The sequence below is a fragment of the Gordonia sp. p3-SID1431 genome, assembly GCF_025143765.1.
Classification (GTDB): Bacteria; Actinomycetota; Actinomycetes; order Mycobacteriales; family Mycobacteriaceae; genus Gordonia; species Gordonia hongkongensis.
Map to the genome: position 1 here is coordinate 1 of NZ_JAMBDT010000078.1, position 24077 is coordinate 24077.

The 24077-nt window shown below is 68.5% G+C and carries 25 protein-coding genes and 1 pseudogene; 12 read left to right on the forward strand and 14 right to left on the reverse strand.

Annotation, left to right across the window (positions count from 1 at the left end):
• From M4D77_RS17530 to M4D77_RS17540, 3 genes and pseudogenes are all read right to left on the reverse strand, one after another.
• Positions 1-209: pseudogene (locus tag M4D77_RS17530) on the reverse strand (IS1380 family transposase); the annotation flags it as partial.
• A 278-nt stretch (positions 210-487) separates the two neighbouring features.
• Positions 488-1117: a superoxide dismutase gene (locus M4D77_RS17535; RefSeq protein ID WP_004021423.1), complete on the reverse strand. Its 630-nt coding sequence runs from the start codon at positions 1115-1117 to the stop codon at positions 488-490.
• A 208-nt stretch (positions 1118-1325) separates the two neighbouring features.
• Positions 1326-1478 carry a hypothetical protein gene (locus M4D77_RS17540; protein ID WP_259936811.1) on the reverse strand — a complete coding sequence of 51 codons (153 nt, stop codon included), beginning with the start codon at positions 1476-1478 and terminating at the stop codon, positions 1326-1328.
• 174 nt (positions 1479-1652) lie between these two features.
• Here M4D77_RS17540 and msrA point away from each other — a divergent pair, with 174 nt between their 5' ends.
• Positions 1653-2363, forward strand: coding sequence for a peptide-methionine (S)-S-oxide reductase MsrA (gene msrA, locus M4D77_RS17545; RefSeq protein ID WP_259936812.1), 711 nt, complete (start codon positions 1653-1655; stop codon positions 2361-2363).
• A 51-nt stretch (positions 2364-2414) separates the two neighbouring features.
• Positions 2415-3488 (forward strand): winged helix DNA-binding domain-containing protein, encoded by a 1074-nt coding sequence (locus M4D77_RS17550; RefSeq protein WP_205333326.1) that lies wholly within the window; start codon positions 2415-2417, stop codon positions 3486-3488.
• 95 nt (positions 3489-3583) lie between these two features.
• Here M4D77_RS17550 and M4D77_RS17555 read toward each other — a convergent pair whose 3' ends face one another.
• On the reverse strand, positions 3584-4330 hold the full coding sequence (locus M4D77_RS17555; RefSeq protein ID WP_205333325.1) for a VOC family protein: 747 nt from the start codon (positions 4328-4330) through the stop codon (positions 3584-3586).
• A gap of 89 nt (positions 4331-4419) precedes the next feature.
• On the opposite strand from M4D77_RS17555, the gene M4D77_RS17560 reads away from it, so the two are divergent.
• From M4D77_RS17560 to M4D77_RS17580, 5 genes are all read left to right on the forward strand, one after another.
• Entirely contained in the window at positions 4420-5283 is an 864-nt protein-coding gene (locus M4D77_RS17560) for a S49 family peptidase (RefSeq protein ID WP_259936813.1), read from the forward strand.
• Between the two features lie 398 nt (positions 5284-5681).
• Entirely contained in the window at positions 5682-6032 is a 351-nt protein-coding gene (locus M4D77_RS17565) for a rhodanese-like domain-containing protein (protein ID WP_205333324.1), read from the forward strand.
• Positions 6029-7066, forward strand: a complete 1038-nt coding sequence (locus tag M4D77_RS17570) for a DUF4328 domain-containing protein (RefSeq protein WP_259936814.1) — start codon at positions 6029-6031, stop codon at positions 7064-7066. Before M4D77_RS17565 ends, M4D77_RS17570 begins: the two co-directional genes overlap by 4 nt.
• Positions 7063-7872, forward strand: coding sequence for a glycerophosphodiester phosphodiesterase family protein (locus tag M4D77_RS17575; protein WP_058253733.1), 810 nt, complete (start codon positions 7063-7065; stop codon positions 7870-7872). Before M4D77_RS17570 ends, M4D77_RS17575 begins: the two co-directional genes overlap by 4 nt.
• 55 nt (positions 7873-7927) lie before the next feature.
• Complete coding sequence (locus tag M4D77_RS17580; RefSeq protein ID WP_259936815.1) at positions 7928-8851, forward strand: DUF5926 family protein; 924 nt, start codon at positions 7928-7930, stop codon at positions 8849-8851.
• Between the two features lie 196 nt (positions 8852-9047).
• Here M4D77_RS17580 and M4D77_RS17585 read toward each other — a convergent pair whose 3' ends face one another.
• Together M4D77_RS17585 and M4D77_RS17590 are read right to left on the reverse strand one after the other, a co-directional pair.
• Positions 9048-9584 carry a ferritin gene (locus M4D77_RS17585; protein ID WP_058253734.1) on the reverse strand — a complete coding sequence of 179 codons (537 nt, stop codon included), beginning with the start codon at positions 9582-9584 and terminating at the stop codon, positions 9048-9050.
• Positions 9585-9669: 85 nt separating this feature from the next.
• Positions 9670-10593: an LCP family protein gene (locus M4D77_RS17590; protein ID WP_137809891.1), complete on the reverse strand. Its 924-nt coding sequence runs from the start codon at positions 10591-10593 to the stop codon at positions 9670-9672.
• Positions 10594-11177: 584 nt separating this feature from the next.
• Between M4D77_RS17590 and M4D77_RS17595 the strand changes: the two genes are divergently transcribed.
• Entirely contained in the window at positions 11178-12590 is a 1413-nt protein-coding gene (locus tag M4D77_RS17595; RefSeq protein WP_259936816.1) for an APC family permease, read from the forward strand.
• On the opposite strand, the gene M4D77_RS17600 is transcribed toward M4D77_RS17595, so the two are convergent.
• From M4D77_RS17600 to M4D77_RS17615, 4 genes are all read right to left on the reverse strand, one after another.
• Positions 12583-13188, reverse strand: a complete 606-nt coding sequence (locus M4D77_RS17600) for a cold-shock protein (RefSeq protein WP_259936817.1) — start codon at positions 13186-13188, stop codon at positions 12583-12585. The two genes, M4D77_RS17595 and M4D77_RS17600, sit on opposite strands and share 8 nt — an antisense overlap.
• 161 nt (positions 13189-13349) lie before the next feature.
• The gene (locus M4D77_RS17605) at positions 13350-14597 is read right to left on the reverse strand and encodes an oxygenase MpaB family protein (protein ID WP_259936818.1); all 1248 of its coding nucleotides are present in this window, start codon (positions 14595-14597) and stop codon (positions 13350-13352) included.
• Positions 14598-14706: 109 nt separating this feature from the next.
• Complete coding sequence (locus tag M4D77_RS17610) at positions 14707-15504, reverse strand: CPBP family intramembrane glutamic endopeptidase (protein WP_259936819.1); 798 nt, start codon at positions 15502-15504, stop codon at positions 14707-14709.
• Between the two features lie 74 nt (positions 15505-15578).
• On the reverse strand, positions 15579-16331 hold the full coding sequence (locus M4D77_RS17615; protein ID WP_058253724.1) for a DUF2470 domain-containing protein: 753 nt from the start codon (positions 16329-16331) through the stop codon (positions 15579-15581).
• A gap of 158 nt (positions 16332-16489) precedes the next feature.
• Here M4D77_RS17615 and pheA point away from each other — a divergent pair, with 158 nt between their 5' ends.
• The gene (gene pheA, locus M4D77_RS17620; protein WP_259936820.1) at positions 16490-17458 is read left to right on the forward strand and encodes a prephenate dehydratase; all 969 of its coding nucleotides are present in this window, start codon (positions 16490-16492) and stop codon (positions 17456-17458) included.
• The gene (locus tag M4D77_RS17625; protein ID WP_058253726.1) at positions 17458-18117 is read left to right on the forward strand and encodes a histidine phosphatase family protein; all 660 of its coding nucleotides are present in this window, start codon (positions 17458-17460) and stop codon (positions 18115-18117) included. Before pheA ends, M4D77_RS17625 begins: the two co-directional genes overlap by 1 nt.
• Positions 18118-18199: 82 nt before the next feature.
• Here the strand turns inward: M4D77_RS17625 and M4D77_RS17630 are convergent, their stop codons facing one another.
• From M4D77_RS17630 to M4D77_RS17645, 4 genes are all read right to left on the reverse strand, one after another.
• The gene (locus M4D77_RS17630; RefSeq protein ID WP_259936821.1) at positions 18200-18700 is read right to left on the reverse strand and encodes a hemerythrin domain-containing protein; all 501 of its coding nucleotides are present in this window, start codon (positions 18698-18700) and stop codon (positions 18200-18202) included.
• 105 nt (positions 18701-18805) lie between these two features.
• Positions 18806-19156 (reverse strand): metallopeptidase family protein, encoded by a 351-nt coding sequence (locus tag M4D77_RS17635; RefSeq protein ID WP_058250909.1) that lies wholly within the window; start codon positions 19154-19156, stop codon positions 18806-18808.
• A 4-nt stretch (positions 19157-19160) separates the two neighbouring features.
• Positions 19161-20294 (reverse strand): septum formation family protein, encoded by a 1134-nt coding sequence (locus M4D77_RS17640; protein ID WP_259936822.1) that lies wholly within the window; start codon positions 20292-20294, stop codon positions 19161-19163.
• A 110-nt stretch (positions 20295-20404) separates the two neighbouring features.
• On the reverse strand, positions 20405-21148 hold the full coding sequence (locus M4D77_RS17645) for a PaaX family transcriptional regulator C-terminal domain-containing protein (RefSeq protein ID WP_259936823.1): 744 nt from the start codon (positions 21146-21148) through the stop codon (positions 20405-20407).
• Between the two features lie 121 nt (positions 21149-21269).
• Between M4D77_RS17645 and M4D77_RS17650 the strand changes: the two genes are divergently transcribed.
• On the forward strand, positions 21270-22919 hold the full coding sequence (locus M4D77_RS17650; RefSeq protein WP_259936824.1) for an acyl-CoA dehydrogenase family protein: 1650 nt from the start codon (positions 21270-21272) through the stop codon (positions 22917-22919).
• Positions 22912-23946: a crotonase/enoyl-CoA hydratase family protein gene (locus M4D77_RS17655; RefSeq protein ID WP_259936825.1), complete on the forward strand. Its 1035-nt coding sequence runs from the start codon at positions 22912-22914 to the stop codon at positions 23944-23946. The genes M4D77_RS17650 and M4D77_RS17655 overlap by 8 nt, the downstream gene beginning before the upstream one ends.
• The last annotated feature ends 131 nt before the right edge of the window (positions 23947-24077 follow it).

The following is a 24077-nucleotide window of genomic DNA, read 5'->3' on the forward strand; positions in this document are numbered from 1 at the left end:
AATCCGGCGATCACGGTCAACAGTTTCGCCTCGAGGTTGGCCCCAGCGGAGGCGACCTGGGTGGTGCCGAGATCGACCCGTTCGCCCAGCAGGGACGCCAACCCGGTCGACTCAGCCACCGCCATGACCGGTACCAGCCCGGCGTGCGACACCAGGTTGTCGTCGTCGAAGATGGCGGACGTGGCGGAGAACGTGTGCGATACTTTCACTGAAAGTGCCTTCTGAGCTGGTTTGTTTTGTTGTCTCAACACCACCAATCATTCCAGCTCAGAGGGCATTTTCACGTTATCGACACCCCGAACCTATCCACGGATCCAGGCTCAGGGAGCAATGGATGTGTCGCACTCTCGGATCAGGGAGCAGGGGGACTTCGCCTCGCACGTCGGGGGAGCAGGGGTTTGCTCGCAGCAGAGAACGTGGCCCCGAACAACAAACAGCGCCGGTCACCCGAAGGTGACCGGCGCTGTTGAGGTTCGGCGAACCGGGATCAGGCCGGGACGACCAGGCCGCTGCCCTGGCTCTTCGCGCGGGCGAGACGCTCGTTGGCGTCGGCCCAGTTCACGACGTTCCACCACGCCTTGACGTAGTCGGGCTTGACGTTCTGGTAGTCGAGGTAGAAGGCGTGCTCCCACATGTCCAGCATGACGACCGGGATGATGGCGGCGGGGATGTTGCCGCTCTGGTCGGTCAGCTGCAGGATGACGAGCTTGCCGCCGATGGTGTCGTAACCCAGGATCGCCCAGCCCGAACCCTGCAGGGTGGTGGCGGCGGCGGTGAAGTGGGCCTTGAACTTGTCGAAACCACCGAACTGTTCGGTGAGGGCGGCCGCGAGGTCGCCGTCGGGCTCGCCACCGCCGTTGGGCGACAGGTTCTTCCAGAAGATGGAGTGGTTGGTGTGACCGCCCAGGTGGAACGACAGGGTGGCGGAGAGTCCGTAGACCTTGCCGGCGATGCTGTCGTCGTCGCGGGCCGCGGCCAGCTTCTCCAGGGTGTCGTTCGCGCCCTTGACGTAGGTGGCGTGGTGCTTGCTGTGATGGAGCTCCATGATCCTGCCGGAGATGTGCGGTTCCAGTGCCGCGTAGTCGTAATCGAGATCCGGCAAGGTGTATTCAGCCACGATGTTCCTCTCTGAGGTGCTACTCGTTTCCCTGTCCACGCATGGCTCCGACGACTCCGCCGGGCGCCACGCGAATGCTTCCAGCCTTCCCCAGAGCATGGGTGATTGCAACAATCCCGCGCCAAGAAACATCAAGTGCGGTTGAGATGTCAACGACGCGAGAGTGCGTCGGCTGAGAGTTGACCAGGCCGCATCGAGGCGGCTGGGTTCAGATGAGGATGAGCAGGATGAAGACCGCGATGAGCGCGAGAATGGTCAGGGCGCTTGTGCGGCAACTCCTCGCGACGTCGTAGTTGGCGCGTGGAGCGGTCCGACCGAGCCCGGGGGCGCGTCGGAGATCTCCGGTCGCGTGCGTCGCCATCGTCGCCTCTCGTCCCTGGAACGGCTGCACATCCCTGCTGGCGGACGGGCCGCGATGGCGTACGAGTGATCGGTATCACAGTGCCACGGATGTGACCGCCATCATAAACAGACTCGAACGGTCAGCTCAACTCGTCGTCGCCGGGCCGTATCCCACCGCGCGTAGACTTGGCGCATGTCATGGCTCGACCAGCTCTTCGCCGCCGGTTCACGCAAACAGGATCTCGTCGCCGCCGACGCTGCACTGCCCGGCCGCTCGTCCGAGATCACGGTCCCGGGCGAGCACCTCGTTCTCGGAACGCCGATGCGGGGTCGGGCCGAGGCCGACGGCTCCCACGTACACGGCATCGGACGCTTCGACGACGGCCTCGAAGCGATCGTCCTGGCCGGTGGCTGCTTCTGGGGGATCGAGGAGATCTTCTGGCAGGTCCCCGGTGTGTACACGACTGCCGTCGGATACGCGGGCGGTTACACGCCCAACCCGACCTATGAGGAGACCTGCACCGCGCGGACCGGTCACACCGAGTCGGCGCTGGTGGTCTTCGATCCGGCCGTCGTCGATCTCGAAGGCCTGCTGAAGGTCTTCTGGGAGTCGCATGACCCGACGCAGGAGATGCGTCAGGGCAACGACATCGGCACCCAGTACCGGTCAGCCGTGTACGCCCTGACCGACGCGGACCTTGACGTCGTCCGCAGCACCGCCGCAACCTTCCAGACCGCACTCGACGCTGCGGGCGAGGGTGCGATCGCCACCGAGATCAAACCGCTGGCGCAGGCGGGCGACGGACGGTTCTACTACGCCGAGGACTACCACCAGCAGTATCTGGCGAAGAATCCGCATGGATACCGCTGCCATGCCGCGACCGGTGTCGCCTACCCGGCCTGACGTCGCGGTGCGCCGCCGTACCCATCGGTCGCAGACCCGACGAGACACGCGGTGACCGAACGGATCTCGCTGCGGCAGTGGAATCGCACCCTGCTGCAGCGTCAGCACCTGCTCACCCGCGTCGCGGAGGACGCCATCGAGGTTCTGGACCGCTGCGTCGGACTGCAGTCCCAGGACCCGCGGGCGGCATTCTTCGGATTGTGGTCGCGGATCGCGGATTTCGATCCCCTCGAGCTGGACGATCTGCTCACCGACCGCGAGGTCGTGCGCATGACGCTGCTGCGCGCGACGATCTTCCTGATCGACGCCGAGGACGCACGCTGGATTCGTCCACTCGCCGAGCCCACGCTGCGGCGTGGACTCACCGACATCCACGCCCAGCGACTGGTGGACGCCGACCCGGCGCAGGTCGTGCGGTCCGCCGCCGAGATTCTCGCGGGTCGCGAACTCGCCGTCGCCGACCTCGGGAGCGAACTGGTTGCCCGCCATCCGGCGGAGGATGCGTCGACCCTGACCGCCATCGCACGGTGCGGGCTGCCACTGGTCCAGGTCCCCCCGCGTGGTTTGTGGCGCGGGCGGGGCGCTCCGACGTACCGCCTGTTCGACGAGTGGGCCGGCCCGGGCGTGCCGGCCGTCGTCGACGACGAAGCCCGTGCCGATCTCGTCCGGATGTATCTGCGCGGGTTCGGCCCGGCAACCGTGAAGGCCATCCAGACGTGGTCCGGGCTCACCCGGTTGCGCCCCCTCGTCGAAAAGCTGGAGGCGGACTGGGAGCTCGTCCGGCTCGACGGCCCGAACGGCGAGGTTCTCTACGACCTCGACGGTCTCGCCCTCGCCGACCCGGATGCGCCGGCGCCGGCGCGGCTGATCGCCCCCTTCGACCACGTGATCGGCGCCCAGGCCGACCGAATCCGGGTCGCCGACCCGGAGATGTACCGGCGCACCGTGACTCCCAATGGCCGGTCGCCCGGATTCGTGTTCCTCGACGGATTCCTCGCAGGGACATGGTCTCTCGACGCCGAGGACGTTCCGGCGGTCGAGTACCTGCGTCCGGTGACCGCCGCCGAACGGCGCGAGGTCGACGCCGAGGTCGACCGGCTCCGTGAATTCCTGGTCGATACCTGAAGCTCGGAGCGACGGGGCCCGGCAGATGTCGCACATCGTGGCGCCGAGCGCAACGACACACTACGTCTGCGAACCGGATCGAAGGAGCCCGCGACTCAATCGCCGGTGCGCGGGTTCCGCGAGGTGATGCAGTAGCGGCGACCGACCGGATCCGCCATCGTCGTCCAGTGCGGGAAGTGCTCGATCGCGCGGGCGCCCCAGTCCTCGTGCCGTGCGACCTCGTCGGGGACGGAATTCGTGGCGATGTCGAGGTGCGCTGTCGCCACATCGTTGTCTGACTCATCCTGCTTGCGCTGCAACAGGATTCCGAGGGTCACCGCGGGGTCGCGGCGAAGCGCGACCAGCTCGGGCCGACCCCGGGGCTTCGTCGGCCAGCCGGTGAACCCGGTCCAGAAGTCGACCTCGGCGTCGAACATGCCAGGGGGGATGTCGATGCACAGCTGGTCGATGATGCTGATGGCGTCGCCGGGCCAACGGATGGGCCGCGACCGTTTCGATTCGCCTTCCCACGGCACGATGCAGAACACGAAACCGGCGGGTGACCGGAGGGTGAGGTGGGTGCCGGCGTCGACGACGAGGGTCGCACCGAGTGCCTGTGCCTCGGCGGTGGCGGCGTGCGGGTCGTCGGTGTGGATGTCGAGGTGCACTCCGCCCGGTCCGTCGTCGATGCGCTGGACTCGCAGATGCGGGTCGCCGTAGAAGGGCTCCAGCGAGGCGAACTCGCGGTGCTCACCCCGCGGCGGGGAGACCGTGCTGCCCGAGATCGCGCGCCAGAAGGTCACCTCGCTGCCGAACACCTCGGCGGGGAAGTCGAGGAATGCGCTGAGCCACCGCACCTGCACCCGGCAGATTCTACGGTGCGTCCCACGTCGCGGACTGTCGCGGCGCGTGGGAAAACAGCAGGCGGGTCGCCGTCGTTACACTCGGACAGATGACTGCAGGACCGCTGGGGGCGGTGGGGAAGAAATTCTCGAAGGCGCGGACCGAGCAGGTCGCCGTCGTCCGTCTCGACGGCCCGATCGGGATCGCGGGGATGGGCAAGCACGGCGTCAACACCGAGTCCGTCGAGCCGGTTCTGAAGAAGGCGTTCGCCACGGAGCGGTTGCGGGCCGTCGTGGTCGTCATCAACTCGCCCGGTGGCTCGCCTGCGCAGTCGGAGTACATCGCCGAACGCATCCGCCAGCTGTCGGCGGAGAAGGGCGTGCCGGTCCTCGCGTTCTGTGAGGACGTCGCGGCCTCCGGTGGCTACTGGATCGCCTGCGCGGCTGATGAGATCTTCGCCGCCCACACCTCCATCGTCGGCTCGATCGGGGTCGTGTCGTCGGGCTTCGGTTTCTCGGCCGTGCTCGACCGCTTCGGTATACAGCGCAGGCTGTACACGACCGGTGAGAACAAGGCGCGACTCGACACCTTCTCGCCCGAACAGCCCGAGGACGTCGAATGGCTGAAGGAATTGCAGGGCCAGCTGCACGAGGCGTTCATCGCGTGGGTCCGGCAGCGCCGCGGTAAAAAGCTGACCGCTTCCGACGCGGAACTCTTCAACGGCGACGTGTGGATCGGTCACCGCGCCGCGGAACTCGGGGTCGTCGACGGGATCGGCGTGATGCGCTCGGTCGTCGCCGAGCGGTACCCCGACGCGGAGATCACCGTCGTGGAGACGCCGAAGCCGTTGCTCATGAGACTCGTGGGAAGCCAGACATCGGTTGCCGGATTTGCGGAGAGCGTGACGACCGGCGTTCTGGCGGCATTCGACCGCGCCCCGTCGTTGCGGCTGTCGCTGCTCCACCGGGACTGAAAGGCCCGATCACAGCCCGTTCACATCGTTTTGCTTGTGAATTGTTCCCCACGTTATCCACAGGTGCTGTTCATCGAAGGAAGAGTTCACGACGTTCCGGCGTGTGCACTTTCGTGAATTTCCTACGCGCACATTCGGCTAAATGAGTGATCGCGGTCACAAGTCGCGGGCCGGTGGCCAGCGTTTTTCCACAATTCCACAGTCTCATCCCCAAGTAGACGGTCAGTGCGCGAACGAGGGACAAATGTCCAGGACGTACATGTGGATAAATATATGTAGGTCTACATAGTGCCTTGCTCCACACCCGTCTCGGTGAAGACAGCGGGGCGCGCGGGCAGTGGTCCGGTCGAGCTGCCGCCGCGCCCGGCCGTCTCTGTGCCACCATGGAAAACGTGAGCATGGGCGACATCACTCAGGTGCCGGTGACCGACCTTCCGGATGACTTCACCGGGCAGACCGACGCGGTGATGCTCGACGTCCGTGAGGACGACGAATGGGCGTCCGGTCACATCCGGGGCGCCGTGCACATCCCGCTGGCCGAGGTGCCCGGCCGCCTTGCCGAACTCGACCCCGATCACGATCTGTACGTGGTCTGCCACTCCAGCGGCCGATCGATGCGCGTGCTGCAGTACCTCGCCCAGGTCGGATACGACGGGATCTGCGTCCGCGGCGGCATGCTCGCCTGGCAGGAACACGGCAAGCCCGTCGAGATCGGTGATACGCGACCCGCGGGCGACGCCGGCCGATGATCGACCTGTGCCCGCGGTGTCGAATCCAGGCACCGCACCGTCCCGGCCGTGAACACTGCCCCCGATGCGGCGGACCGCTCAGCGTCGTCGAGGATGCCGCGCGGGCGCTGGCCGCCCGGCAGACGCCGGCACGATCGCCGGCGCCCGGCGCGGTGCGCCCGCCGCACGTCCCGTCTCGCTCCGGCCCGGCCCCGGTGTCCGCCGGACGTCTCTACCGCAGTCGCAACGTACGGTGGGTGGCCCGCCGCCCACCCGAGGCGATTCCTGTCCGCCGGGGCCCCTCGGGCCGTCGTGGCCCCCGGCTGATTCCCCGGTACGTCTACATACCCACCTGGGGTCTGCACGACGAACCGGCGGAGGTCGACACCGCGCACCGGAAACTCGAGAGTTCGCGTGTCCGACTGCAGTTCGCCCTGAACGTGGCGGGCTCTGCGCTGGCCGCGTCCGCACTGGTCCATCTCGTGCGCTACCTCCTGCTGGTCGTCAACCGCGACCGTCCGCTGCCCGAATTCCTCATCGTCGCGTCCGACTGGCTGACCATCTTCGTCGGTGTCGTCGCATTCCTCGGATTCGTCCTGGCGACGCTGGCTTTCATGCGCTGGGTCCTGGAGTTGCGCGCGGACACCTACGCCGCGGCCGGTCTCGTCGACCCGCGCCGGCCCGGTTGGGTCGCCGCGCTCGCCGGCCTGCCGCTGGTCAACCTCATCGGTGCGCCGCTGGTGGTGCAGGAGGTCGCCGTGCATCGGGTCGGCCAGGACCCCACGGTCGATGCCGACCTCGTCGGCCGACGACTCCGCAAGTTGTGGGTCGCCTGGGTGGTGGTGAATGTGGCGGCCGGGGCGGCGATCATCGCCCGGCTCGTCGCGTGGCGCTCGGACTCGCTGCAGACCGGGGCGAACGCGATGGTGATGGTCATCGTCAGCGCAGCGGTCTCGGCTGCCTTCGCCTTCTGGATGGCACGCCGGGTGCGGACACTGTTCGACGCCGCCGCGGCGGCCCCGGTCCCGACGAGACGGTGGGTGGCGGTCGGATGAACTCAGGGGTGAATGTGGGCGCGGCCGAAAAGGTCTCCCGATCGGGCAAGCCGGCGGTGGTGGCCCACCGTGGGGCGTCGGGCGACTGTCCGGAACACACCCTGGCCGCCTACGAGCTGGCTCTCGCGCAGGGTGCGGACGGCCTCGAGTGCGATGTCCGGTTGACCGCCGACCACGAGCTCGTGTGCGTTCACGACCGGACCGTCGACCGGACGTCCGACGGCTCGGGGATCGTCAGCGAGATGACGCTCGCCGAACTGCGCGAGCTCGACTTCGGGAGCTGGCATGCGGCTGGTGGACCCGCGTCGATCCTGACGCTGCGGGAGCTGCTCACGCTGACCCTGGACTGGCGCCGACCCGTCCGCCTGTTCATCGAGACCAAGCATCCGGTGCGGTTCGGCAGTCTCGTCGAGCAGAAGCTCCTCGAGATGCTGCACGAGTTCGGGGTGGCGACGCCGCCGTCGGCCGATCACAGCCGCGCCGTGGTCATCTCGTTCTCGTCGGCCGGGGTCTGGCGGATTCGACGCCACGCCCCGATGCTGCCGACGATCCTGCTCGGTGACACCGCCCGGGTCCTTGGTGGGGGCGCCGCGACCGCCGTCGGGGCGACCGGCATCGGGCCGTCGGTGATGACCCTGCGGCAGTACCCGGACCTGGTCGATCGCGCTGCCGCCGCCGGTCGGGTCACCTACTGCTGGACCGTCGACGAGCAGGTCGACGTCCAGCTGTGTGCCGATCTCGGTGTGCGGTGGCTGGCCACCAACCACCCGGCGAAGGTGCGCGACTGGCTGGTCACCGTCGACTGAGCCGCCGCCCGCACGACCTGTCGGGCGCCGCGGGCCGACGTGAGAGAGTGGACCGATGGGCAAGAAGAGCAAACGGGGTAGTGGACCACGTCCGGGAAGCAATCGCGCCGAGCGCGTCGCAGCACGTAAGGCACGCCAGGCCGCAGCTCTGGCGCCGCCGCCCCGGCCCTTCGCCGGGTTCGCGTCCGAATGCGATTTCGTCGCGCTGCGGACCTTCGTCGCCTCGGCGACTGCCCGGTTGGAGCTCACCGAGCCGGCCGGTTCCCGCAACGACGTCTCGATCGTGACGATCCTGCCGGGCGCGGTGCCTGCTCTCGCGCGCGACCTCGACGGTGCGACAGAGGGTTTCGTGGGTCTGCAGACCGACCCCGATCGATCGGCGCTTACCGTCGAACTCGCCGCGGCCATCGCGTGGGCCGCTCACGCCGACGCCGGCAGTGAGTTCGACCTCCAAGCTGCCGACGAGGCCCCGAGCCTCGACGAGGTCGTGAAGACCGACGCCACCCTGGACATCACGGTGCACCAGGACTTCGGCTGGTGGTTCGTGGAGGGCACCGAGGTCCCGTCGGAGATCACGGCCATGTTCGAGCGCGCCAACGACTCGGTGCTGCCGACCGCGCGGCTCGTGGTCGACAGCGGCGCCGGTGCGCCCTGGTGGGTCGATGCGGGGGAACGTGCGCACCTGCGCTGGATTCGGCCCGAGCCGGAGGACGACCTGATGTCGGCGATGGCCCGGCTCCACGCCGCCGGTCATCTGACGATGGGTGAGGGTTCCCGGTTCGCCGGATCGTTCCGCACCCACGGATTGCTCGTGCCGGTCTTCGACCTCGACAACGAGATGCACCACGAGGAGTGGTACGCGGGTCTCAACGAGCTCGATCGCCGCCTCGGCGAAGCGCTCGCCGACACCTCGCCGCTGACGATCGAACAGCGCAGCTCCCGCAACGGCATTCGCGGTCGCCAGGTCACGCTGCGCTGACCGGCGTGGTCCCTGATCCGAGAGAACCACAAAAGCGCCGGTCCCTGAGGTGCGGGGACAGCAAGCGGCCGGCCACCCCCTGCTCCCTGAGGTGCGAGGAGCGATAGCGACGAGCCACGAAGGGCATGGCGAGGCAGTCACCATACCCTTCGTGGCTCGCTTCGCTTGCTCCTCAGGGTGTGGGAACGCTTGCGCGTCAGATGTTCCCGCCGGCCGCGACCGGTGCGGTGGCGTCGGATGTCTTCTCGCCGTTGAACTCTCGCTCGACGAAGTTCTCCAGGTCGAAGAGGTTCCCGTTGCAGCGTTCGGCGATGGTCTGCAGGGTCGTCATGGTCGCGACCTCCTCGACCTGTTCCTTGAGGAACCACTGCACGAACTGCTCGCCTAGGTAGTCGCCGGTGTCGCGGGCCGACTTCGCCAGGTCGACGACCTGCTGGGTCACCGTCTTCTCCTGTGCGAGAGCGAGATCGATGGGCGCCCGGTAGTCCTCGAACCGGTTGTTCGGTGCCGGGATGCCGGGGATCTCGACCTCCATGTCGCGGTCGAGGAAGTACTGCACGATCATCATCGCGTGATTGCGCTCTTCGACGGCCTGGCGGTAGAAGAGCTTTGCCAGCTGGGGCATGTCGTGGTTGTCGAAATAGGTGGCGACCGCGATGTACTGCTGCGAGGCGTAGAACTCGTTGCTGATCTGGTCGTGCAGCAGCTGATGGAACTTCGTGTGTTCGGACATGCGGCCCATCGTAGAACCGAAAAATGGCTCTCACCAGCAAGTTCAGGCTAAGTAAGGCAAGTCTGGCCTGCGTTTGGCGACCCTTTCACGACGGCCCGCCGGCGTCGACGAGAAGCTCGTCGGGGACGGGCTGACCTGCGCGGAGGTAGCCGAAGAACTCCTCGGTCTGCTCGGTGACGGGCAGCGCCAGTCCTTCGTCGGTGAAGGTGCTCTCGCCGGCCGGGGTCGTCGTCGTGATGGGGTCGCGCAGCGCGAACATGAGGGACGCGAGGTTCCAGATGTGATCTCGCTCATCGACGGTGAGCGCGTCGATGGCGCCGCCGACAAATCCGAAGAGTCGGAACGGGTTGAGCAGGACCGACGGACTGGTCGCCCGAGACACGAGTGCGGCGAGGAACTTCCGTTGATTGACCACTCGCGCGAGGTCGGCGCGCGGGAATGCGCGCGTCCGGACCAGCCCGAGAGCCTGCCTGCCGTCGAGGCGGTGACAGCCTTTCGCCAGGCGCAGACCGGCTTTGGGGTCGTTGAGCGGTTGGTCGATACACATGTCGACGCCGCCGACCGAGTCGACGAGGGTGTCGAATCCGCCGAAGCCGATCTCGGCGTAGTGGTCGATGCGGATGCCGGTCAGGTTCTCGACGGTCTGCACGAGCAGCGCCGGACCGCCGATGCTGAACGAGGCGTTGATTTTCAGGCTGCCGTGACCCGGCACCTCCACGTACAGGTCGCGCGGGATGCTCACCACGATCGCCTTGCCGCCGCCGGGTGGGTTGTGGACGAGCATGATCGTGTCGGTGCGGGAGCCGTCGGCGTCACCCGTGGCCAGCGCCCGGCGTTGTTCCTCGGTGAGATCGGATCGCGAGTCGGTGCCGACGATGAGCCAGTTGGTGCCGGGGGTGTCCGACGGGCGTCCGGCGTAGGCCGGCAGGGCGTCGATCCGGTCCAGTCTCGTGTCGTAGTAGAACAGCAGTCCCACACTGCCGAGGACGACGACGAGCAGCAGGATCATCAGGATCTTGCCCACCCGGACCGCGCGGCGCCCCGTGCGCCGGGGCCGGGGAGGACCGGCCGGCCGCGGGGGCGCGGGCGGACGTCCGACGGCCCGGTCGCGGTCGCGACGGTCGCCACGCGGCGGACGAGGTCCACGAGACCGATCGTCGGGGATCGGCTCCGGCTTCTGGGTGGGCGCATACCCGCCGGGAGCGGGCCGCGCCGACGGTGGCGGCCGATCGGCCGGGGACGGGTGCGGGGGCCGGCCGGTGGGACCGGGGCCCGGCGCCCGGCGCGGGTCGGGACCGCGTGCAGGGATCCGCGGCATGGCCTGCGGATGAGCGGACGGACCGACGGCACCGGGAGGCGGGCGGTGGCCTTGTCCGGGTGGTGGCCCCGGGCGCGGAGACGGGCCCGCTGGCCGCCCGGGCGGCATCGGCGGTCCGGGGCGACCTCGCCGGAGGATCGGCGGGTCCTGCTCGTTCATCCCAACCAATGTACGCATGGGCGGTGGCGACGGATGTCGGTCGGTTGGTTGCCGACGTGGCGTCGAACCGCCCACATGAGGTCTCGTTCCGGACCGAACGGGGTACAGGACACGCCATGACCGACAAACACGTCGCCGACGCCACGTCGCAGGACTCCGGGAACGATGACGCCCGGACCGACGGCGGGCACACCCCGCTGCGTCGCGCCATCACCGGCAAACTCCTGTTCCTGTTCATCCTGGGCGACGTCCTCGGTGCGGGCATCTATGCGCTCGTCGGTGAGGTCGCCGGTGAGGTCGGGGGAGCGATCTGGGTGCCGTTGGCGCTCGCCCTCGCGCTGGCGATGCTGACCGCGGCGTCGTATGCGGAGCTCGTCACCAAGTACCCGCGGGCCGGCGGCGCGGCGGTGTTCGCGCGGCACGCGTACCGCCATCCGCTCATCTCGTTCCTGGTGGGGTTCTGCATGCTGGCGGCCGGGGTGACGAGCGCCGCCGGGTTGGCGCTCGCCTTCGCGGGTGACTACCTGCAGGTCTTTCTCGACGTGCCCACCACCGCGGCAGCCCTGGTGTTCCTGCTCGCCGTCGCGGCGCTGAACGCCCGCGGGATCACCGAGTCCCTGCGGGCCAACGTGGTGATGACCGTGGTGGAGGTCTCCGGACTCGTGCTCGTCGTCGTGCTGGCCGGGATCGTGCTGGGTCGCGGTGACGGTGAGCCGCAGCGGGTGCTGGAGTTCACCGACGAGACCACCCCGGCTCTCGCCGTGCTGGGCGCGGCGTTACTCGCCTACTACTCGTTCGTCGGGTTCGAGACCTCCGCGAACATGGCCGAAGAGGTCCGTGACGTGCGGCGGGTCTATCCGAAGGCGCTGTTCGGTGCGCTGATCGCCGCCGGCGTCGTCTACGTCCTCGTCGGTCTCGCCGTGTCGGTCGTCGCGCCACCGGAGCGCCTGGTGGAGTCGTCGGGCCCGTTGCTCGAGGTCGTCTCGATCGCCGATGTCGGGATCCCCGACCAGCTGTTCTCCCTGATCGCGCTCATCGCCGTCGCGAACGGCGCGCTGCTCACGATGATCATGGCGTCGCGCCTGACCTTCGGCATGGCCCGCGACGGGTTGCTGCCCGGTGCGCTGGCGAAGGTGCTGCCCGGTCGTCGGACGCCGTGGACGGCGATCGTCGCCACCACCGCCGTCGCGATGATCCTCTCGGCAACCGGGACCGTCGCGGCACTCGCCGAGACGGTGGTGCTCCTACTGCTGTTCGTGTTCGTCAGCACCAACGTCGCCGTCCTCGTCCTGCGCCGCGACCGCACGGACACCGACCACTTCCGCGCGCCGACGATCCTGCCCGTGCTCGCGGTGATCTCCTGCATCGTCCTGATGACGCAGCAGAGCGCGTCGACCTGGTTGCGCGCGGGCATCCTGATCGTCGTCGGACTCGTGCTCTATCTCCTCGCGCGTGTGACCGGGTCGGGTGGGCGCCGGGTCAACCACGACGACATCGACGACGACCACAGCTCCCGGCGCCTCACCTGACGCGGATGTTGTTCGCGCGGTAGTCGTATCCGTCCTGACTCGCTCGCTCGTACTGGAATTCGACGGTCTGCCCCGGCACCAGGTCCCGGAAACCGGTACCGACGATCTCGCTGTAGAACGCCCACGCCCCGCCCGGGGTGGCATCGGAATCGAGTACGCCCCAACCCTCTTCGTCGTTCCACGACCGAACGGTCCCGGTGGTGTTCGGGCCGAGGGCAGCCGGCGGTGACGTAGGTGTGTCGGTGAGGACGGTCTCCTCGATTATCGTGAGTCCATCCGGTCCGGCGTCACCGACGCTGTGCCACAAGGCAGTTCGGAACACGCCATTGTGCTTCGGATCCGGCCGGGCCACCTCGGTCGGCCAGACCGAGAGCGCCACATATCGGCATCCGCTTTCCGGTGGGACTGCTATCGCATGGTCGAAGTCGACGACGGTCCCCGGACGCAAGCCCGGCAGGGACAGCTCGTCGAGATTCTGAACGGCCCGAACACGGACGACGAAGGTGGACACGTGGACGGTGCCGGACAACGCCGGTGACTCGATGACACCCCAGCCCTCGTCGTGGTGCCATTCGCGGATCGTCCCGGTCGTCGACATCGGTCCACCGTAGGCGCCGGACCCGTGGCGCGACAGTGAATTACCGTTGGGGCACTTCGCGTCCGGGTGGGGCGAACGCCGCTAGGACAGGGGTGCAGGCCGAGGCCTGGGAAAACGTATGATCTCGAGCCCGGAATCCGGGCACGACGTCATACGGCTTCTCAACGCTCCGCGAGCGATCCGATCTCGGGGGCGTCCGGGCCGAAGTGGCGGAAGAGTGCTCGGCGTCGGGAACGGGTGCCGGTCCATTCCAGATAGCGCGGACCGGCCGGTGTCCGTGCGATGACCTGGTAGACAACAGCGTTGCGGACCCACGCGAGACCGAACGCCCACGGCGCCGCAGGGCGGAGACCGAGGTCGCGCATGCCGCGCACGCCGAGGAAGCCCTGCAGCATGCTCAGCAGGCGGGCGCGGGTGTAGCGCGCGGCGAGGCGGGGGAACAACCGGTAGTGCAAGCGGCTCTGGGCGTCGACGATCGCCGTCGTGAGGGCCGCGCCGGCGTCGGTCACGTCGTGCTGCGCGAGTAAGACCGCATAACTCAGCTGATGCTGGTCGCGTTCGGAGTCGAAGAGCCAGTCGTCGTCGACGCCGATCAGCCACCCGACGTACTTCCAGAGGTGCATGAGGGCGCGGGAGTCGTCACGGCTCACCGGGACGCCCAGGGCGCGGACCCCCATCATCAGTGCGCCGCTGAAGAGGTTCAGCGTCGCGGCGAGGTCGGACTGGTTGATCGGCAGACCCCACTGGTCGATGTCCCAGCGGCCGTTGTGCTCGTACCGCTCGTTGACCAGGGCGTGCATGAGGCGCACATGGACGGTGAGTCGCCAGCCGTCGCCGACGCGTGCCATCCCACCCGGTTCGCCGACCGCGATGGCCCAGGTCTGCGTCTCGCCGAGTCGTCGGATGACCGTGTTCCCGGTGAGGCCGCCGGTCGCGACCAGCAGGTCGGCGGGCCCGCCGAAGCGGTAACCGCCGATCAGGGAGAGCTGGAGCAGGACGTCGTTGGCGTTCTGGCCGAACCGCCGATAGACGGCGGCCCCGCGGTCGCAGAGAGCGGGATCGACCCAGTCCGGTGTCTTCTCGACGAGTGCGAAGAAGTCGCGCAGGGCGTCGGGCGCATCGGAGGGCATGTCACCGGCAAGTGCCTGCTCGAACTGGCGCATCGTGACACGGCCGTCGGCGTCCCGCGGGAGGCGCATGGCCCGGACCAGCGCCGCGGCGGGTTCGTCCCGTGTGCGCAGCCGACGCCCGAGCTCCGCGAGCTCGTCGTCGCCGGGTTCACGGAGGTGGTTGTAGACCTTGAGCAGTCTGCCGATGCGTCGGCCGCGGGACTCGGCGGCTCGATGGCGTCGCGGGAATGGGAGGCTCGCCAGGTCGGCGGTCGGGTCGGACGGCGCATCGACGGTCATGAGACGAATCTAGCGAATCATCTCACCCCGTTCAACGGTGGCGGTAGGGGCGCACGGTCGGAGTGCACAGTCGACGGGAAAGGCCGCAGGGTCGACGATGTCTCGGTTCTCAGCCGACCCAGGACAGATGGTCGCGGAGCAGTCCGTAGCCGACGAAGGCGACCACATCGATGACCGCGTGGGCGATCACGAGGGGCCAGACGCGGCCGGTGACCTGGAAGAAGCGCCCGTAGACCACGCCCATGACCAGATTCCCGAGTCCGCCGCCGAAGCCCTGGTACAGGTGATAACCGCCGCGGAGGATCGCGCTGGCGGCGAGCGACGCGTTGTCGGACACGCCGAGTTGTCGCAACCGGGTGATGAAGTACGCGACCACCACGATCTCCTCGGCGGCGGCGTTGCCGATCGCGATGAGCACCAGAACCGGCCACTCCCACCAGGTGTCGGCCTGGCTGGGCACCAGGCTTGCGTTGAGGCCCAGGGCCCGGGCCACGGCGACGAGTCCCAGGCCGGGCAGACCGATGACGGCGGCGAGAACCAGTCCCGAGGGGATGTCGCGGCGCGGGGTCCACCGACCCAGACCGACGCGCGACAGTCCGATCCCGCTGCGCCACAACAGATATATCCCCAAGGCGGCGATGGCGAACAGTCGGAGGCTGCCCATGATCTGCCGGACGGCGTCGATGAGATCGAGGTCGGAACGGCTGGGATTGAGTGCGACCGTCGTCTCGCCGATACCGCCGGCGAGCTGCGCCTCGAGCAGTGCGAGTGCCGCGGACAGCGCAGAGAACGCGAATGTGAGGACGCCGACGATGACCAGTTCGACGATGATGCCGCGTCGTTCGGTCCGGTCGGTGACGACCGGGATGCCGTGGGGCGACGGTGTGAGGTACTCGCGCAAGGCCATGCCGGTCAGCCTAGGACCCCGCGATCCGTGGTGCGGATGCGTGATCCGCGGGCGGCGTTGCTACGGAAGCCGGTTCAGTCGGGCATCGAGTTCAGGAACGGGCAGCCCGCGAGATTCCGCAGCGCGCGGGACAGTTCGAACACGTCGGAGACCGGCCGCGCGAACGGGAGGCGGACGTCGGAGTCGCTGTCGAGTCCCTCGATGCGGAACCGGATGCCGAAGCGGTCGAGGCCGAGCGGCCGCACCCGTCCGGTGCGCAGCTCGACGGGAAGCTTGCGGACCAGTTGTCCGACGATGTCGGCGTGGTCGCTGTCGAGATGTTCGAGCCAGCTGCCCTCGTGCTCCCAGAAGGGGTCGGGGTCGGCGTCGGCGAGCTCGGTGGCCGACACCGACGCCGCGCCGTCCGAGGACGCGATGACCGCGGTGTCGACCTGCAGACGCATCATCGACGCGCCGTGTCCGATGTCGAGGAGACCGTCGTCGGGGTGCTCGCCCGCGATCTCGATGGCCAGGTCGCGTTCCAGGTCGCGCGGGACCTCGTGCAACGTGCCGTTCAGCCAGATCACCGAACGCACGCGTTCACGCAGGTCGATGGGCGCCCAGTCGGTGACCTCGAGCATGGCGGGCACACCCTCGGCGCCGTCGACGGTCCGCATCGCATCGCCGTCGGTGGGGACGAGGACGAAGGCCTGGGACTCGAAGAGGTGCACGACGTCGATCGGGGTGGCGTCCGCGCCCTCGACAGCCAGGATGGCGGAACCGCCGCGACGACACGCCGTCTGGATCATCTCGGCATCCGTGGGGCGGTCGGTCGTCGTTCTCGTCATGACAGTCTCTCCGGTCGGCGTCGCGGGGCGCGGGTCGTATGAAAGGTAACCCTAACCTAAATACCCGGAGCGCACGCGTCAATGGTTTCGACACCCCTGCGTAGAGCCTGGGACACATGCGCGAAAGGGTCTCGGCAGGCCTGTTCCACTAGGCTCGTGTGGTGCCTGTGATCGCCTACTTCGGCCCGCCCGGAACCTTCACCGAGATGGCGCTCGACGCGGTCCTCGCCGAACAACAGTCCGCGGACGGCCTCGACCTGTCGGGCGGGGTCGACCGGGTCGCCGCGTCGAGTCCTGCCGCCACCATCGCCATGATCCGCGCCGGAGATGCCGACTACGGCTGTGTGCCGACCGAGAGTTCGTTGGAGGGTTCGGTGCCGGCGACGATGGACGCACTGGTGCCGCCCGCGGCCGACGCCGTCGACGGTCGGGTGCAGGCGTTCGCCGAGACGGTGCTCGACATCTCGTTCGCCATAGCCGCAGCCGCGCCGATGGCCGCGGCCGATGTCCGCACGATCGCCGCCTACCCGGTTGCCTCCGCGCAGGTGCGTCAGTCGATCGGTGGGCTCTTCCCGAACGCCGAGTTCGTGATCTCGAGCTCCAATGCCGCTGCCGCGCAAGATGTCGCGGCCGGGAGAGCGGATGCCGCGGTCACCACGGGGCTCGCGGCGCGTCTGTCCGGACTCGTCGTGCTCGCCGACGGTGTCGCCGACGCGCGGGAGGCGACCACGCGGTTCCTCCTGCTCGGTCGGCCCGGGGTGCCGTTGCCCCGCACCGGCGCCGACCGCACCTCGGTCATCCTCGAGCTGTCGAACGAGCCGGGTAGCCTGATGGCGGCGATGAACGAATTCGCCTCGCGCGGAATCGACCTCACTCGTATCGAGTCGCGCCCGCAGCGTGACGAGGCCGAGGGTCGCAGCATCGCCGGCCGATACCGGTTCTTCCTGGACGCGGTCGGACACATCGACGATGCGGCCGTCGCTGAAGCCCTTGCCGCCCTTCACCGCCGGTGCGAGCGGGTCGTGTTCCTCGGCTCGTGGCCCGCGGTGCGCACCACCGGCTCCGCGCCGCCGGACCACACCGAGTCGCTGGCCTGGGTCGACTCGATGCGTCGGGGAGGGAAGTGATGGCGCGGCTGCATCTGGTCCGTCACGGTGAGACCACCTCGAACGTCATGCGCCGCCTCGACACCGCTCTGCCCGGTGCCGCGCTCACCGATTTCGGTGCGCGACAGGGTGTTCGGTTCGGTCTCGAGAACGTGCCGGAACAGCACGCGGTGCTGCTCAGTTCACGCGCGCTCCGCGCCCGGCAGACCGCCGAGCTGATCGGGTCGGTGTGGGATGTGGAGACCGCGGCGATCGACGGCGTGCACGAGGTCCAGGCCGGCGAGCTCGAGGACCGCTCCGACCGCGAATCGCATGAGGTCTTCCAGGACATCATGCACCGCTGGCACGCCGGCGACCTCGACGCACGCATCCCCGGCGGCGAATCCCTCGCGATGGTCTACGACCGGTACCTGCCGACGGTCGAGGACCTCGCCGACATGTACCTCACCGGACCGGACCAGCGCGATGTGTTCCTGGTGAGTCACGGTGCGGCCATCCGCCTGATCGCCGCCCGGCTCGCCGGGATCGACTCCCGCTTCGCCGCGGCGACCCACCTCGGCAACACCGGTTCCATCGAACTCGAGTACTCCGACGGCATCTGGGTGTGCACGCGATGGGGCGCCACGACGGCCCCGTTCGAGATCGCCGACGAGCCGCTCGTCGACGAACCGATGGGCTGACGGCGTCCCTCCGTTCCCTGAGGAGCGAGCTTGCGACGTCACCCCGTTCCCTGAGGAGCGAGCTTGCGAGCGTCACGAAGGGTTACTTGATGATGGCGTCGACCGTCTTCTTCAGCGCCGACGGTTGCGACGGGCGTCGGGGAGCCTTCTCCCGCCGGCGCAGCATCTCCTCACCGATCTCCCGGAGTTCCTTGCGGCTCAGCGCCTCTCGGACCTTCGGGAACCACTCGTCCTCTTCCTCCTCGATGTGGTGCTCCACGTTCTCGATCAGGACGGTGGTCTTGGCGTCGAACCGCTCGTTGTCCGGCGAGAGAGCGGCCAACTCGATGACGAGCACGTCGGCGACGTGGTGCTCCTCGTAGGACTCGAGGATGTCGTCCTCGAGATCGGGGACCCGCTTGCGGATCTCGGGGTACATCACCTCGTTCTCGATGTAGGTGTGCACGGTGAGGGCCTCGATGATCTTGTCGACAATCTTGCCCTTGGTTTTCACGGCGTTGTCGCCCTGCGACCTGAAGTCACGGAACAGTTTGCGGATCTGCTTGTGGTCGTCCCGGAGGATGACGATGGCGTCTGAGGACATGGACGTACTCCTGAGATAGAGGGCTGCTCGATCTGCTACCCCTCGTACCGCGTTCCGCCGCAGGTCAAACATCGAGTCGGCGGCATCGGGGCGCCGGCCACACCACTAGCCCCAGCCGTTGGCGTGCAGCCACTCGTCGTCGATGCCGAAGTGGTGTGCGATCTCGTGGACGACGGTGACCGCCACCTCGTGGACGACCTCCTCCCGCGAGTGGCACATCGCGAGGATGGGGTCGCGGTAGATGGTGATGGTGTCGGGCAGGAATCCGCCGTAGTCGGTGGTCCGCATCGTGAGTGCCACACCGTGATACAGCCCGAGGATGCCGGGTTCTTCCGGGTTGTGCGGTTCGACGAGGATCACGACGTTGTTCATCGCGTCGGTCAGTTCGCCGGGGATGGTGTCCAGCGCGTCGGACACCAGCCCGTCGAACTCGTCGTCGGACATGTACACGGCCATCGGGTCAGCCCGCCGGGGCCGGTGCTTCGGCGGGGTTGGGCGCGATGCCCGGCGGGAGCGGCACCGGCGTCGGCAGGGCCCGGCCCGGGGGCGCCTCCGGGGGTGCGACCGGCGCGCGCCCGTTGATCAGCAGCGCGCCGCCCTTGGCGTCGCCCACCAGGGTCGCGAAGCCGCCGCGCTTGTCGGGTAGCCCGAGGTAGCACACCACCTTGCGGCTTCCGGCGAGCCAACTCGGCTCGCTGAGCACCGACCACTGGACGTTGAGCGTGGTCGCGTCGAGCTGCTTGCGCCCGCCCACGAACCGTTCGGCCTGCACCGGGCAGATCGAGCCGAGGTAGCTGTTCTGCGCACCGGTCGGCGGCCACGGCCTGTTCGACATCCGGTCGCCGAAGCGGACCGACAGATCGACGATCCCGGTCGTCTGGAAGGCATGCGGCTCAGCACAACTCACCGCGAAACCGGTCGGGGTGCGGGTTTCGGGATCGATCCCGACGCAGGTGCCCTCGGGCCAGACGTACGACTGGTTCTGGTCGGCGACCCGGCCGGAGAACTGGACCGGGGCGCCGTCGGCGCCGTTCTCCTGGACCCCGCATCGCAGCTGACGCGCGCCCTTGTCCCACTGCACCTGGGAGGGGTACATCATCCCGACGGCGAAGCGGCCCTGCGGGTCGAGGCGCCCGGCGAGATACTGGTCCACCATCACCGGACACTGTTCGTCGCGGATCGTCGCGAACCGCTCGGCGCCGGGCCAGAGAGCGTCTTCGCCGAACTCCGCGCCGGGGATCAATGCGGTGTCGATGGCTCCCGCGACCTCGAAGCGGTGTTTCTGCTCGCACGGCACATCGACCGGCTGGCCGGGGTTGCCGGCCGGCCAATCCAGACAGTCGCCCGCGACCGACTTGGTGAAGGCGTTCTCGACCAACCGCTCACCCTCGCCGATGTTGCTGCCGCCGACGCTGCCGCTGTCGTCGAAGACCCCCGCAGCGAAGGCGATCCCGCCGGCCACGAGTGCGCCGACGACGATCGCGCCCAGGACCACGAAGACCGGGTTGCGGGCGAAAGCGCCTGGTCGGCGGGGTCCGCTGGCCGGTGCGTCGGCGTCGGCGGGGTGGCTGTGGTCGGGGTCGGGCGCGTTCATCGGGATCCATCATGCCTAACGGATCGGACGGGGCACACCCTCGTGCGCCGATGGCCGGACCGGGCCGATGCAGCGCATGACCGCGCCGGTCGGGTTCGGAGACCGGTTCCTCACTCCCCGTCGGGTGACAGGTGCCGGGCGGTGAGTCCGGTGAGCTCGCTGCGAAAGCCCTCGTAACCCTCGCGGAGCCGATCCCCGGGCCAGGCGTCGGGGAGGAGTTCCGCGGGCAGGAGCGGGTCGCGGAGGATGTGCCGCACGATGGCAGCGGCGACCTCGAATCGATCGGCGACCGTCGCCGCGGCGGCGAGTGCGTCGAGCAATTCGTCTGCGGCCCCCGCCCAGGTCGACGGGGTGAACAGTCGTGCGGCCAGTTCGGTCGACGCCTCCTCGGGAGCCGCGCGGAAGAGGCTCAGACGACGGCGCAGTTCGGGTGGGAGCTCGATGTCGAGGTTGGCCGGGCGGGCCCAGACGCCCTCCCGGATCTCGCCGAGCCGGGCCTTCCGCAGCGTGTCGCGCAGCAGCGCCCGTTCGGTCGAGCTCTCCGAACCGATCGTCACGATCGCGAGATCCCAGCTGCCGTCCCAGTCCCGTCGTGCCGGATGGAGCGCCCGATCCTGGCGCTGCTGTCGTTCGACCAGGCGGGGCGAGAGTCGGCATCTGCCGTCGATGCGTTCCAGGTCTCCCGCCGCGACCAGACGCGTCAGCGCCACCCGCACGGTCGATTCGCGGAGCCCGAGCTCGGTGGCCGTGGCCAGGAGCCCGTTGATCGACGCCTCGGGGGAGTCGAGGCCGAGGAGGGCGCTGAGGATGACCGATCGCGCCGTGAGCTTGGGAATGTCCACGCGTCCGGGCACGGCGTCGATGCTATCGGGCGGGATCGGCTCGACGGCCACGACGGATATTACAAAACTCTGGCGCACAGCAGAATTATGTAATACCGTGGATCACGACCTCCACCAGGAAGCGGGTTCCGCCATGTCCACCCACGTCGTCACCAATCAGGTCCCCGAACTCGTCGACTTCGACGCCGCAGACAATCCGGCCATCTCCGAGGCGGTTCACCGCGCGGGCGCCGACCACATGCTCGACGACCTGCACCGTATCGGCCGTCTCGCCGGTGGTGCGGAAGCGCTCGGATGGGGCGACCTCGCCGAGTCCCACCCGCCGGAACTGCGGACCCACGACCGCTACGGCAACCGGGTGGACGAGGTCACCTACGACCCCGCCTATCACCACCTCATGCGGACGGGTATCGGTTTCGGTCTCGGTGGTACCGCATGGTCGGACCCGAGCCCGACGGCGCACTTCGAGCGTGCGGTGAAGTCGAGCGTGTGGGGTTCGGTGGACGCCGGGCACGGCTGCCCGTTGTCGATGACCTACGGGGTGGTGCCGGCACTGCGGGCCAACCCCGAACTCGCCGGGCTGTACGAGCCGCTGCTCGTCTCGACGACCTACGATCCCGGTCTCCGGGCGCCGCTGTCGAAAGCGGGGCTGACCGCCGGAATGTCGATGACCGAGAAGCAGGGCGGCTCCGACGTTCGCGCGAACACCACGACAGCCGTCGTCCAACCGGACGGGACGTACCGCATCACCGGCCACAAATGGTTCACCTCCGCACCCATGTGCGATGTGTTCCTGGTGCTGGCGCAGGCGCCGGGAGGTCTGTCGTGCTTCTTCGTGCCGCGGGTGCTGCCCGACGGATCCCGCAATACCTTTATGCTGCAGCGGCTGAAGGCCAAGCTGGGCAACCACTCCAACGCGAGCAGCGAAGTCGAGTACGACGACACGGTCGGGTGGCTCGTCGGTGACGAGGGCCGCGGGGTGGCGACGATCATCGAGATGGTGAACATGACCCGCCTGGACTGCACCCTCGGCTCGGCGACCGGCATGCGGGTCGGCGTCGCCCAGGCCGCCCATCACGCCACCCACCGCCGGGCCTTCGGCGCCGCGCTCGTAGACCAGCCGCTGATGCGCAACGTGCTGGCCGATCTCGCGGTCGAGTCGGAAGGAGCCACGATGACGGCACTGTGGCTCGCGGAACTGACCGACAAGGCGACCGCAGGCGACACCCGGGCGGATGCGCTGCGGCGGATCTCGCTGGCGGTCAGCAAGTACTACGTGTGCAAACGCGCCCCGATCCATGCCGCCGAAGCGCTGGAGTGCCTGGGCGGCAACGGATATGTGGAGGAGTCGCGGATGCCGCGGCTCTTCCGGGAGTCGCCGCTCATGTCGATCTGGGAGGGGTCGGGGAATGTGGCTGCGCTCGATGTGTTGCGGGCGATGGCCAAACAGCCCGACACGGTGACCGTGTTCCTCGACGAGATCGACAGTGCGGCAGGGGCGGACCGGCACCTCGACGCCGCGGCCGACGAACTCCGACGGGAGCTGGGCGACCTGGACGCGATGCAGTACCGGGCCCGGCGGGTCGTCGGCCGCATGGCCCAGCTCCTCCAGGCCTCCCTGCTGGTGCGGTACGGCCATCCGGCGGTCGCCGATGCGTTCGCCGCGAGTCGGCTCGGCAACGACCGGGGGGACGTGTTCGGCACGCTGCCGTCGGGGATCGACACGGCGTCGATCATCGAACGGGTGACGCCGAAGACCGTGCAGGACAACGTCCGTGGATGAGTCGTCCGGCTCGCCGCCGGCCGCGTGGCGCAACGACCTGCGCGGCGGTCCGGACTCGTTGTTCACCGGCCGCGCCGGACGTGAGCCGGATGTCGACTACCGCACGCTCACCTACGAGGTCACCGGCCGGATCGCCCGTATCACCTTCAACCGGCCGGATCAGGGCAACGCGATCACCGTCGACACCCCCGTCGAACTGTCGCACGCGGTGGAGCGCGCCGACCTCGACCCCGGTGTCCACGTGATCGTCGTATCCGGGCGGGGCAAGGGTTTCTGCGGCGGATACGACCTGTCGATCTTCGCCGAGAACGGCGGCGACCCGTCCGAGGCCGTCGATCCCCATGCCGTCAACCCACGGACCGGCACTGTCCTCGATCCCGTTGTGCAGGCACGCAATCACGACCCGGGCCGCACCTGGGATCCCATGATCGACTACGCGATGATGAGCAGGTTCAACCGCGGTTTCGCCAGCCTGCTCCACGCGAACAAGCCGACGGTCGCCAAGCTGCACGGGTTCGCCGTCGCCGGCGGCACGGACATCGCCCTCTACGCCGACCAGATCATCTGCGCCGACGACACCAAGATCGGGTACCCGCCCACCCGGGTGTGGGGTATCCCCGCCGCGGGGATGTGGGCCCATCGGCTCGGCGATCAGCGCGCCAAACGGCTGCTGTTCGCCGGCGATTGCCTGTCGGGAAAACAGGCGCACGAGTGGGGGCTGGCCGTCGAGGCGCCCCCGGCCGACGAACTCGACGACCGGACGGAGGCATTGCTCGAGCGGATCGCCCGCATGCCGATCAATCAGCTCGTGATGGCCAAATTGGCGCTCAACAGTGCGCTCCTGGCTCAGGGCGTCGCGAATTCGGGGATGATCAGCACGGTCTTCGACGGCATCTCCCGCCACACCCGCGAGGGCTACGCCTTCCAGCAGCGGGCCGCGACCGTCGGGTTCCGGGACGCCGTCCGCGAACGCGATGAGATCAACGGCGACTGGAAGCGTGCTCAATTCCGCGCGCCGACAGAGTGATCGACGCCGCACTGGCGTGAGCGAAGTGCGCCCCTTTGTACCCTGACTGGCGTGAGTGAAGGGCGCCCCACCGACCCCTGAGCTGAGGAGCGTCTGGAGCTTGCGGAGGGCGCGGCCCCCACCGCCCCCTG